General features: G+C 46.6%; 18 protein-coding genes. 13 read left to right on the forward strand and 5 right to left on the reverse strand.

Going from position 1 to position 10,585, the window contains the following annotated elements:
- Positions 1-58 precede the first annotated feature (58 nt).
- The 5 genes from pstS to pstB (ACTIE0_RS07405) all read left to right on the forward strand — a co-directional run bounded on the left by pstS (position 59) and on the right by pstB (ACTIE0_RS07405) (position 5,237).
- The gene (gene pstS / locus ACTIE0_RS07385) at positions 59-1,135 is read left to right on the forward strand and encodes a phosphate ABC transporter substrate-binding protein PstS (RefSeq protein ID WP_006622529.1); all 1,077 of its coding nucleotides are present in this window, start codon (positions 59-61) and stop codon (positions 1,133-1,135) included.
- 247 nt (positions 1,136-1,382) lie between these two features.
- On the forward strand, positions 1,383-2,348 hold the full coding sequence (gene pstC / locus ACTIE0_RS07390; protein ID WP_006669418.1) for a phosphate ABC transporter permease subunit PstC: 966 nt from the start codon (positions 1,383-1,385) through the stop codon (positions 2,346-2,348).
- A gap of 66 nt (positions 2,349-2,414) precedes the next feature.
- Positions 2,415-3,320 (forward strand): phosphate ABC transporter permease PstA, encoded by a 906-nt coding sequence (gene pstA, locus ACTIE0_RS07395; RefSeq protein ID WP_006669417.1) that lies wholly within the window; start codon positions 2,415-2,417, stop codon positions 3,318-3,320.
- Positions 3,321-3,394: 74 nt separating this feature from the next.
- Positions 3,395-4,204, forward strand: coding sequence for a phosphate ABC transporter ATP-binding protein PstB (gene pstB / locus ACTIE0_RS07400; protein WP_006669416.1), 810 nt, complete (start codon positions 3,395-3,397; stop codon positions 4,202-4,204).
- A 205-nt stretch (positions 4,205-4,409) separates the two neighbouring features.
- Positions 4,410-5,237, forward strand: coding sequence for a phosphate ABC transporter ATP-binding protein PstB (pstB, locus tag ACTIE0_RS07405; protein ID WP_006622533.1), 828 nt, complete (start codon positions 4,410-4,412; stop codon positions 5,235-5,237).
- Between the two features lie 91 nt (positions 5,238-5,328).
- On the opposite strand, the gene ACTIE0_RS07410 is transcribed toward pstB (ACTIE0_RS07405), so the two are convergent.
- Positions 5,329-5,496 (reverse strand): NblA/ycf18 family protein, encoded by a 168-nt coding sequence (locus ACTIE0_RS07410; RefSeq protein WP_006669414.1) that lies wholly within the window; start codon positions 5,494-5,496, stop codon positions 5,329-5,331.
- A 233-nt stretch (positions 5,497-5,729) separates the two neighbouring features.
- Here ACTIE0_RS07410 and ACTIE0_RS07415 point away from each other — a divergent pair, with 233 nt between their 5' ends.
- Together ACTIE0_RS07415 and ACTIE0_RS07420 are read left to right on the forward strand one after the other, a co-directional pair.
- The gene (locus tag ACTIE0_RS07415; protein ID WP_006622534.1) at positions 5,730-6,323 is read left to right on the forward strand and encodes a phycobiliprotein lyase; all 594 of its coding nucleotides are present in this window, start codon (positions 5,730-5,732) and stop codon (positions 6,321-6,323) included.
- 112 nt (positions 6,324-6,435) lie between these two features.
- On the forward strand, positions 6,436-7,038 hold the full coding sequence (locus tag ACTIE0_RS07420) for a Uma2 family endonuclease (protein ID WP_006669413.1): 603 nt from the start codon (positions 6,436-6,438) through the stop codon (positions 7,036-7,038).
- Between the two features lie 206 nt (positions 7,039-7,244).
- On the opposite strand, the gene ACTIE0_RS07425 is transcribed toward ACTIE0_RS07420, so the two are convergent.
- A complete protein-coding gene (locus tag ACTIE0_RS07425; protein WP_439516866.1) occupies positions 7,245-7,409 on the reverse strand; it encodes a hypothetical protein in 165 nt (54 codons plus the stop codon).
- Positions 7,410-7,437: 28 nt separating this feature from the next.
- Between ACTIE0_RS07425 and ACTIE0_RS07430 the strand changes: the two genes are divergently transcribed.
- Genes ACTIE0_RS07430 through ACTIE0_RS07440 form a run of 3 tightly spaced genes read left to right on the forward strand, consistent with a single transcriptional unit; the run spans position 7,438 to position 8,235 of the window.
- Positions 7,438-7,572 (forward strand): hypothetical protein, encoded by a 135-nt coding sequence (locus tag ACTIE0_RS07430; RefSeq protein ID WP_006669405.1) that lies wholly within the window; start codon positions 7,438-7,440, stop codon positions 7,570-7,572.
- Positions 7,569-7,907, forward strand: a complete 339-nt coding sequence (locus tag ACTIE0_RS07435; protein ID WP_006669404.1) for a nucleotidyltransferase family protein — start codon at positions 7,569-7,571, stop codon at positions 7,905-7,907. Before ACTIE0_RS07430 ends, ACTIE0_RS07435 begins: the two co-directional genes overlap by 4 nt.
- Positions 7,894-8,235, forward strand: a complete 342-nt coding sequence (locus ACTIE0_RS07440) for a HepT-like ribonuclease domain-containing protein (protein WP_006669403.1) — start codon at positions 7,894-7,896, stop codon at positions 8,233-8,235. Before ACTIE0_RS07435 ends, ACTIE0_RS07440 begins: the two co-directional genes overlap by 14 nt.
- On the opposite strand, the gene ACTIE0_RS07445 is transcribed toward ACTIE0_RS07440, so the two are convergent.
- Positions 8,232-8,372: a hypothetical protein gene (locus ACTIE0_RS07445; RefSeq protein ID WP_187758434.1), complete on the reverse strand. Its 141-nt coding sequence runs from the start codon at positions 8,370-8,372 to the stop codon at positions 8,232-8,234. The two genes, ACTIE0_RS07440 and ACTIE0_RS07445, sit on opposite strands and share 4 nt — an antisense overlap.
- Positions 8,373-8,393: 21 nt before the next feature.
- Here ACTIE0_RS07445 and ACTIE0_RS07450 point away from each other — a divergent pair, with 21 nt between their 5' ends.
- The 3 genes from ACTIE0_RS07450 (at position 8,394) to ACTIE0_RS07460 (ending at position 9,327) form a co-directional block, all read left to right on the forward strand.
- The gene (locus tag ACTIE0_RS07450) at positions 8,394-8,564 is read left to right on the forward strand and encodes a hypothetical protein (RefSeq protein WP_193520637.1); all 171 of its coding nucleotides are present in this window, start codon (positions 8,394-8,396) and stop codon (positions 8,562-8,564) included.
- Between the two features lie 143 nt (positions 8,565-8,707).
- A complete protein-coding gene (locus ACTIE0_RS07455) occupies positions 8,708-9,079 on the forward strand; it encodes a hypothetical protein (protein ID WP_150105338.1) in 372 nt (123 codons plus the stop codon).
- Positions 9,076-9,327 (forward strand): hypothetical protein, encoded by a 252-nt coding sequence (locus ACTIE0_RS07460; protein WP_006669408.1) that lies wholly within the window; start codon positions 9,076-9,078, stop codon positions 9,325-9,327. Before ACTIE0_RS07455 ends, ACTIE0_RS07460 begins: the two co-directional genes overlap by 4 nt.
- 75 nt (positions 9,328-9,402) lie before the next feature.
- Here ACTIE0_RS07460 and ACTIE0_RS07465 read toward each other — a convergent pair whose 3' ends face one another.
- Positions 9,403-9,879, reverse strand: a complete 477-nt coding sequence (locus tag ACTIE0_RS07465) for a hypothetical protein (RefSeq protein WP_006669407.1) — start codon at positions 9,877-9,879, stop codon at positions 9,403-9,405.
- Positions 9,866-10,180 (reverse strand): type II toxin-antitoxin system RelE family toxin, encoded by a 315-nt coding sequence (locus tag ACTIE0_RS07470; RefSeq protein WP_006669406.1) that lies wholly within the window; start codon positions 10,178-10,180, stop codon positions 9,866-9,868. The genes ACTIE0_RS07465 and ACTIE0_RS07470 overlap by 14 nt, the downstream gene beginning before the upstream one ends.
- Positions 10,181-10,585 lie beyond the last annotated feature (405 nt).

A 10,585-nucleotide genomic window follows, 5' to 3' on the forward strand; every position in this document is an offset into this window, starting at 1 on the left:
TTAATCGGTTATTGTTCATCTGATTTCCTAGTCGTTTCACCAAGTGGACGTATTTTTCATGGTTCTCAATCGCAAAGTCCTTTTAGCAGTAGCCTCCCTACCAATACTATTGGGAGCAACCGCCTGCGCTCCCGGTCCCCAAGAAGGAGAAACTCGCGGCCAAAGGATATCCATTAGCGGCGCTGGGGCGACCTTCCCCGCCCCCCTATTTCAACGTTGGTTTGATGCCTATAACCGCCAGGTAGACCCCAACGTACAAGTTAGTTATCAGTCCGTCGGAAGTGGGGCTGGTTTAGAGCAGTACATCAATGGCACAGTAGACTTCGGAGCCAGTGAAGCACCAATCACAGACTCCGCCACTCGCACAGAATCCTTCATCGCCGCCCACGGTCACGATCCCATTCAACTTCCCTTAACCGGAGGGTTTGTTTCCTTCTCCTATAACCTACCCGGAGTTGAGAACCTCCAACTGAGACTATCTCGGCAAGCCTACTGTGGTATCGTGACCGGACAGATTACCCAATGGACTGATCCGGCGATCGCCGCCGATAACCCCAACCTCAATCTTCCTAACCTACCCATTATCTTCGCTCATCGTTCCGACGGTAGTGGAACCACCTTTGTATTTACTAACCACATCAATACAGTCTGTCCTGACTGGCCTGCTGGTGTCGGCACCTCCGTAGACTGGCCTATAGGTATTGGTGGTCAAGGAAACGAAGGTGTAGCCGCGGCCATTCAGCAAAACGAGGGAGCCATTGGATTCCTATCTTATGCCTACGCAGCCCTCAACAACATTGACTCAGCTTTAATCGAAAACCAAGCCGGAAACTTTATCACCCCATCTCCAGAAGCAGCAGCTAAAGCCTTACTTGATGAACCCGTACCCGATAACTTTGCTTTGCTAGTTCCTGACCCCTCCGGTGCTGAGTCTTACCCCATTGTCGGTCTAGTTTGGGTAATGATCTATCAAAACTATGAAGACGATGCCAAATGGCAAGCTCTGCGTCAGGTTTTTGAATGGTCTTTAGGTCCAGAAGGCAGAGCCTTAGCAGAAGAACTCCTTTTTGTTCCCACCCCCGATCCTTTAGTACAAAGGATTAAAGCTGTCTTTGACACCGTAAATGCCAACTAACAGATTCCCTTAGACAATTCAGGAGTGCCACATTTTTGGTACTCCTACTACCGAAACTTTTATCGAGTTGGGATATATAGCCCAGAGTCTGGGTGTGTTAACAAACCACTCCGTTAGCCTTTTCCGGTTCAATGGATAACTGACAACTACTCCCACACTTTCCTAGTCCCAGTTACTTCCTGAACATTTTGGCGATCGCTCCTTCCTGTAAATACTCAACTAATCAAAGTGGAGACAAAACAACATCATGACCCTGGTTGATCCATCAAATCAATTCACTAGCCGTAGCCTGGAAAAACGAACCAGCACCATTAGAGTCATCGATATCGGCTTCTGGGGATTAACCCTACTCCTGGCTATTGGTGCCGGAGCCGTTTTACTTTGGGTAATCTTACAAACTGCGATCGAGGCTACCCCCGCCATTCGCGAATTTGGTCTCGGTTTTTTAGTCAATACAACCTGGAACCCTGTAACCAACGTATATGGCGTGCTACCCCAAATTTATGGAACCTTAGTTACCGCCTTTATCGCTCTAGTAATTGCTGTTCCCCTCGGCATTGGGGTCGCTGTCTTCCTCACCGAAGGATTTGCTCCCAAATGGGTGACAACTCCCATCGCTTTTGCGATCGAGCTAATTGTAGCCATTCCTAGTGTGGTTTTAGGCATTTGGGGCATTTTTATCCTCATTCCCATGATCAGACCCGTTTTTAGATTTCTCAACAGCTACTTCGGTTGGATTCCCCTTTTTGGTGGCCCTACCCCCTCCGGTAATAACCTCTTACTGGTCGGTTTAGTCCTATCCATTATGATCGTCCCCATTATCATCTCGATTACCCGTAGCACCTTTGAAGCCCTACCCAGAGACCTCCGCAATGGTTCCCTCGCTTTAGGAGCCACCCGCTGGGAAACTATTCTCAGAGTCCTTATCCCCGCTGGCTTATCTGGGATTATCAGTTCCGTCATGTTGGGAATGGGTCGCGCTATGGGTGAAACTATGGTAGCCGCCATGCTAGTCGGTAACGCCAACCGCATTAACATATCATGGTTACAGCCCGGATCAACCATTACAGGTCTCATCGCCTCCCAGTTTGGCGAAGCCGGACGCACCCAAGTAGCCGCTCTCATGTATGCAGGTTTAGTCCTGATGATCCTATCCCTGGTCGTCAATATCTTGGCCGAACTCGTCATTCGTCGATTTCAGAATATTGAGTAAGGTTTCTGACTTTGACCTGAGTTTTTTGTTCACTCAATCCCCGATTAAGTTTAGCAAGCATAAATTATGGATAATCTAGGTCGTCAGCCTTCCTTTCCTTCTGAAGGCGATAGTTTCGATATCAGCGAGAAAACCATGGCTCGCCATCGCCGTCTCGTGGGACGGGTCTTAACAGTCTTAACCATGGTCTTTGCAGCCACAGTTGTCATTCCCTTGCTGTGGGTCCTCCTTAGCGTCTTTCAAAAAGGCGTAGGCGCTTTAGTCTTTCCCGATATCTTCACTAAATTACCACCCCCTCCCGGCCTCTCTGAGGGCGGTTTTGGTCATGCCATTATCGGTAGCTTAATGACCCTCGGAATTGCTACCATGATTGCTGTTCCCTTTGGTGTCATTGCCGCTATTTATCTAGCCGAGTTCGGTCGCGGCACTAAGTTAGCCTACTTGGTCAAGTTCTCCTGTAACGTACTTACCGGGGTTCCCGCCATTTTATGTGGCTTATTTGCTTACTCCATTGTCGTCAGACCCATGGGAGGATTTTCCGCTTTTTCCGGTGGGGTCGCTTTGGCTGTCTTGATGTTACCCATTATTATTCGCTCTACCGAAGAGGCTTTGTTATTGGTTCCTAATGAAATGCGGTTAGCTGCCACTGGTATTGGGGCTACCCGATTTCAAACTGTAGTGCAAATTGTCTTACCCGCCGCCCTAACTTCTATTGTCACAGGTGTTGTTCTCTCTGTCGCCCGCGCCTCTGGAGAAGCTGCACCCTTACTGTTTACCTCCTTTAACAATAACTTCTGGGCTGCTAATGTTTGGGAACCAGTTGCTACCCTACCTATCTTGATTTACTTTTTCTCGATTATTCCCTACAAAGCATCTCAGGCTTTGGCTTGGGCCGCCGCTTTGGTCCTGTTGTCACTTGTCCTTATTTTCAGCGTTTTAGCCCGGTATTTCAGCCGCCAAAAAACCTTTTAACCTACCCACCCCCCCCTTTTTTTGCTCACCTATTCTGCCTCACTGTTCTTTTAGCTTGACCAATTGGAGAAACCATGCAACAATATATTAGTGATGTGTCCGTAAATACTCGGCGCATTTTTGAGATTAAAAATCTATCGGTTTACTACAGCGGTGCGATCGCTCTCCGGGATGTTAACATGGATATCCTGGAGCGCAAGATTACCGCTTTTATTGGCCCCTCTGGCTGTGGTAAAAGTACCCTCTTACGCTGCTTTAACCGCACTAATGACCTGGTTCCTGGTGCTGAGGTTAAAGGGCTTTTGAATTACCGAGGTCAACCCCTCTATCATAAGGGAGTTGATCCCGTTGTTGTCCGCCGCCGCATTGGTATGGTCTTTCAGCAGCCTAACCCTTTCCCTAAGACCATTTATGATAATGTCGCCTATGGTTTGCGCGTAAATGGGATTAAAGATAACTTAGATGAGAGGGTCGAAAAAGCCCTACGCAGCGCCGCCCTCTGGGATGAGGTTAAGGATAATATGAAAAAGTTGGGGACTTCTCTATCGGGAGGACAGCAGCAACGTTTATGTATCGCTAGGGCGATCGCTGTTCAACCCGATGTTATTTTGATGGATGAACCCTGTTCCGCTTTAGACCCCATTTCCACCATGCGAATTGAAGATTTGATGGCTGAACTAAAGGAACATTATACCATTGTCATTGTTACCCATAATATGCAGCAGGCTTCTCGCGTAGCTGATTATACCGCCTTCTTTAACGCCGAAGCCCTAGAAGGTGGTAAGCGCGTTGGTTATTTAGTCGAAGTAGATACCACTGAAAACATTTTTTCCTGTCCCCAAGACCAGCGAACTCATGATTATGTTAGTGGTCGTTTTGGCTAAACCATAAACCTCCATATATAGCAATATTACATGATGATTGGTAAAATTAAACCTACTCCCCCCGAATCCCATACGGCGGGGATGTTCATGGTTATCCTTAACTCTCATCACCCCGCTATATATCCCATTAATTCCCCAACTGTATTAATCAAGTTGTGGGGGTTCTATTTGTACAATTGCTCAACAATTCAGGAGTTAACTGCTCATGATGGATGCTAGTATTCCCGATACTGCTAATGTGACTGATACCGATATAGTCATCCATGCTGAAAATATTGATGTTTTCTATGGGGATTTTAAGGCAGTTCGCGGCGTGACTATGGACATTCTCCAAAAACGAGTAACCGCTTTTATCGGACCTTCTGGCTGCGGTAAAACTACTATTCTCCGCTGCTTTAATCGCATTAATGATTTGATTCCAGGCTTCAGGTTGTCCGGGAATATTTACTATCAGGGTCAGAATTTATACGATCCCATTGTCGATCCTGTCCAAGTGCGACGACAAATTGGTATGGTATTTCAGAAGCCTAACCCCTTCCCTAAGTCTATTTATGAAAATATCGCCTATGGGGTGCGCGTCAATGGTTTGGCTAAGTCTAAAGCTGATCTCGATGAAATTGTAGAGCGATCGCTCCGTCAGGCTGTACTGTGGGATGAAGTCAAGGACAAACTCCGACAAAGTGGTTTGGCTTTGTCTGGGGGTCAGCAACAACGTCTATGTATTGCGCGCGCGGTTTCCGTTCAACCTGATGTAATTCTCATGGATGAACCTTGCTCCGCTTTGGACCCTATTTCTACCATGCGGATTGAAGAACTCATTGTTGAGCTAAAACAACAATACACTATCATTATCGTTACCCATAATATGCAGCAAGCAACTAGGGTCGCTGATATGACTGCCTTTTTTAACGCTAAAGCCGAAGATGGTAGCAAGCGTTTTGGCTACCTCGTTGAGTTTAGCGATACTCACAGTCTGTTCCAAAATCCCCAAGAAGAAGCCACCCAACAATATGTTAGTGGTCGCTTTGGTTAAGCACAACCTATCCCCAAGAGGTCAGAAGCTACTTAATTAGCCCTGTCTGACCTCCCTCTGGTTGTGGTGATTGGTTGATGGTGTTTTGACGCTATGCGCCTTTCATCCAGTTTTTCAGTAAGTTATCCTTAACCATCCCTTGGCGAAAAACCTCGATTAGATACTCCTGAGCTTCTTCTAAACTTAGGTGTTTGACTTGTTCCTGGATAACCTTCAGCTTGAATTGTTGCTCTATGCTTAGATTTCCTGGGGTTTGCATTGTTCGCTCCTCCTCTGAAATTCTAGGATTGAGACTACGGTTTTGGATTAAACCGTAATTTTTGTTTACCTGGAATGTAAATTATCGTAACATAAACTTGACAATCTGTTCATCATGGACATTTAGCCACTAATCTATTTAACAAAACTTTGGATTTTCCGCTCTGATAGCCACAGACTCAGCCCTAACTGCCATAAAATAAACTGATAGCCGTCAGATTGGAGATTGAGTTAATGGATGCTATAGAATTTTTTAATATGAGTGCCGGAAGATGGCGATCGCTAAGGACTACCCATCACCTAGCTTTTCGTCAAGCCGAAAAAGGATTTTCTGATATCAATGTAACCTCCCTTACCGCTGATGACCCCCAGGTAGCCGAGATCTGCAAAATGCACGATATTGACCCGAGTTTGGCGGCGGGGGGCGCTCATGTCACCTGGAATGGCGAAATGGCTTGGGATAAGGAAGACGAAAATCATAAGGGTTCTACCGTATTTGCGATCGTACCAGACCCAGATGATCCGCGCCGGGGTCGAATGCTGCGGGAACGCGGTTATGCCGAAATTGTCCCCGTGATTGGACGTTTTGAGATGGACGAAGAGGACGGCTTAACCTTAATAACCGAATATGAAACCATGAGTTCCATTGAGCGTTTTTGGTTTGTGGGTCCTCATGTAAGAATGCGATCGAGTGCCGTCAAGCGGTTCGGAGGCTTCAACACCTCCACCTTCTGCACAGAAATCCGCATCGACTCTGATTCTAACACAACCACAACTTCCGAAGCCGACAAACCATCTGCTGATTTTATCTCAGCCTTTGGTTGGTAAAACCGTAACCCCCCTGAAGTCCCAAGGTTTTCAGGGGAGTTAGTTGTTGTGTTTTAGCGGCTACTAACTGGCTGGCTTTCAATAAACCATCAAAAACCATTATACCATAGCCATGACATCTATAACCACCGACAAAACATATACTTTTGAGGACTACCTCAAATATGATGATGGCACAGACAACCATTATGAATTAGTCAATGGACAATTAGAAATCATGAACCCACCAACCATCAGACATTTGCTAATCGCCGATTTTATCCGGGATACTTTAAAAGCCGAAATAACTCGGATGAATTCACCTTGGTTGTGTTTGAAAGAAGCCGGGGTGAGAACCTCACCGAGGAAGTCGCGATTGATGGATGTCTGTGTCGTATCCAGAGAAAAAGTTGTAGAATTGTTGGATGAATCGGCAGTTTTTCAAACGCCACCCCTCCTAGTGGTGGAAGTGGTCAGTCCCGAATCGGTAAACCGGGATTATCGGTACAAAAGAACGGAATATGCGGCGGCGGAAATCCAGGAATATTGGATTGTAGATCCGATATTAAATAAGATATCGATTTTGCGGCTGGATGAGGGTTTATATGAAGAAACTGTGTTGACGGACAATCAACAAATAGTCTCTCAAGTTTTCCCGGAATTAAGGTTAAATATCGGAGACATTTTCGCAGCGGGCAATATTTTCACCTCCCCGGAAAATCCCCCGCAATCCTAAAAAGCGGGGTTATATCAGCCACGCAAACATTTAATAAACGGGGTTTCTAGTAGGTTGGCTGGTGCGATCGCTTGACAACACACTCGGACTCTAGTAGGTTGGGTGGAGCGATCGCTTTACACAAAACAGGCGGCTAGGCTGGGAGACTCTAGTAGGTTGGGTGGAGCGATCGCGAAACCCAACACAGTCGGCTAGGCTGGGAGTGGTTAAGTTTTGGTGGAGTTTACGGAGTTCACATAACCTACTCCTGGTGCGATCGCTTGACAACACACTCGGACTCTAGTAGGTTGGGTGGAGCGATCGCGAAACCCAACACAGTCGGCTAGGCTGGGAGTGGTTAAGTTTTGGTGGGGTTTCCTGGGTTCACCCAACCTACTCCTAATGCTATAATTAGCTTAAATGGCTCAACTGTTTAAAACCGGGCGTTTGACGGTGGGCTATGTCAGTAAATCGGCATATATGCCCCTCCCTGCTTTTCAGCCAATTCTGAAACAGCAAGATATCCCGCTTGACTCTCAGGATGAGGTTAAATGACTACCAAAATAAGCGATCGCCAAATTTATGCTCGCCTAGGAATTACCCCTCAACAACTGGCTGAATTTTGCCAACGTTGGCAGATCGTTGAACTTGCCCTATTTGGATCCATTCTCCGAGATGACTTTAACGCCAATAGTGACGTAGATATTTTAGTCACCTTTCAGCCTAATCACTCTTGGGGTTTAGAGTTTATTCAAATGCGAGAACAACTCTCTACTCTTTTTAATCGTCCTGTTGATCTCATCACCCAACAAAGTATTCTCAATAGTCATAATGTTCTCCGTCGCCAGAGCATCCTCAATTCAGCAGAGGTCATCTATGGCCAAGGATAAACAGGCATTAATAGATATTCTAAAGGCTATCCAGCAGATTATTAGTTATGTTGAGGATATCAAAAAAGAAGACTTGCAACAAGATGATGAAAAACAGGCGGCTATTTTATATAGGATTATTATTGTTGGGGAAGCAACTAAACGATTATCCCCTGAATTTCGTCAACAATACCCCATGATTCCTTGGCGGGAAATGGCGGGTCTACGAGATGTGGTAATTCACGATTATGATGAGCTAGATTTTGACATTCTTTGGAATGTTATTCAGGTCAATTTACCTGATATATTACCTCAAATACAATTAATTTTTAACTCCTTGAACGACTAATTCAGAAACCCCGTTTCTGCCATAACCTTTGCCTCCTCACCCAAATCTGCCTCAGAAACCCCCTTTCTCAACCCCTCAACCCATCCCCCGCCGCCACTTTCTAGTAGGTTGGCAGGTGCGATCGCTTTACACAACACACTCGGACTCTAGTAGGTTGGGTGGAGCGATCGCGAAACCCAACACAGTCGGCTAGGCTGGGGGTGATTAAGTTTTTGTGGGGTTTCCTGGGTTCACATAACCTACTCCTGGTGCGATCGCTTTACACAACACACTCGGACTCTAGTAGGTTGGCTGGTGCGATCGCTTTACACAACACACTCGGACTCTAGTAGGTTGGCTGGTGCGATCGCTTTACACAAAACACTCGGACTCTAGTAGGTTGGCAGGTGCGATCGCGAAACCCAACACAGTCGGCTAGGCTGGGAGTGGTTAAGTTTTTGTCAGGTTTCCTGGGTTCATATAACCTACTGATTTGTTGGGTTTACGGAGTTCACATAACCTACTCCTGGTGCGATCGCTTTACACAAAACATTCGGCTAGGCTGGGGGTAATTAAGTTTTTGTGGAGTTTACGGAGTTCACATAACCTACTCCTGGTGCGATCGCTTTACACAAAACATTCGGCTAGGCTGGGGGTAATTAAGTTTTTGTGGAGTTTACGGAGTTCACATAACCTACTCCTGGTGCGATCGCTTTACACAAAACATTCGGCTAGGCTGGGGGTAATTAAGTTTTTGTGGAGTTTACGGAGTTCACATAACCTACTCCTGGTGCGATCGCTCTGGGTTCATATAACCTTGGCTATAGTGAATTTAAGCGTAATTATTCAAGGGGAAATTGTATGACCGGAAAACCACTAGAAATCGAGGGAATTTGGGAAGAAATTGTCAGCCATTCCGATGCCTTAGCAGGATGCCAAGTGCGGGTGACAGTTCTGTCTCGCCCACCCCAGTCCCCATCTCCAGACAACTCTGCCCCCTTTCGTCCGGCTGGCGATCGCTCTTTACTGAGACACGCCGGAACTTGGTCTGGTGATGACCTGGAGGATTGTCTAAACATGGTTTATGAGACTCGTCAGCCTCTGGAGTTTTAATGGTGTATCTGCTAGATACAAACGCCTGTAGCCGCGTGATTCAGGGAGATTTAACCGCGCCATCAACTCGATGGTTTAAGTGGGGGAATGGCAATCTGACAATTCTTGGTTCAGTTGTGCCAATGATATCCCGCCTTCTGTTTTGAGTCTAATTCGCGATTCTGTTAACATCTCGATAAAACTAGGATTCAAACTCAGACTCGCGGTTTCTAGATCCGCATCCCGAATCGGAATCAGGACAGCAGTGGCTTGAGCGTCAACGGTGATGATGATTGGTCGATCGCTCATCTGTTGGATATAATCAGCAAGCGATCGCCCGGAATGAACAGCCTCAACCCTGAACTCGCCGCCATTGGCTTCGAGATGTCCGGCGGCTTTAGCGATAAACTCAGGATGAGAATTAAAACTGTGGGTCAATTCATCAGCTAACCGAATCGACATTAGCGCCGCTTGAGGTTGTTCGTCAACTGTGATGATCAAAGGTTGGCGATCGAGGGTTGCCATATATTCGGTTAACGGGGCTGTAGCTTGCGATAAATTAAGAGTCTTCATCTGTTTCCTCCCATAAGCGATCGCCGAATCTAACTTGATTTCTGTCCTTGATGCCAACCGCCAAAATTTCCACAATAGCCTCCGGCTCTTCCTCTACATCATAGTACACACGCAACTGCCCAATCCGCAATTCCCAAGATGCCAAGGGATTAGGACGCATTAGCTTCCGGTTGCGGGTTTCCACAGTAGGTTGACTGGTGAGTTGTTGAGAAATCCCTTCGAGTACCATACTCCGTTGTCGCGCCGTCAACTCCCGGATCTGGTCGGCAGCGGTTGGCGAGATAATAACTTGATACGGCAAAGTTTAACCTCCTGCTGATGTGACAAAATAATATTGGCTATTCTCTCCCGTAACAGGCAGTTTACGCTTGCTTTATCGACTGATTTCAGACTTCCGGTTTTCTTTGGTGACTGTTTTGCATTGTGACCTTTGGCTTTCCATTCCTTGCAAATGTAGAAAATGAACTCCGCCCAAGACATCTCCCACCACAACCATTTATAGTAGGTTGGGTGGAGCGATCGCTTTACACAAAACACTCGGACTCTAGTAGGTTGGCAGGTGCGATCGCTTTACACAACACAGTCGGACTCTAGTAGGTTGGCTGGTGCGATCGCTTTACACAACACAGTCGGATTCTAGTAGGTTGGCTGGTGCGATCGCTTTACACAACACAGTCGGACTCTAGTAGGTTGGCTGGCGCGATCG

Origin of the sequence: Limnospira sp., assembly GCF_051859755.1 — a bacterium.
Taxonomy (GTDB): domain Bacteria; phylum Cyanobacteriota; class Cyanobacteriia; order Cyanobacteriales; family Microcoleaceae; genus Limnospira; species Limnospira fusiformis.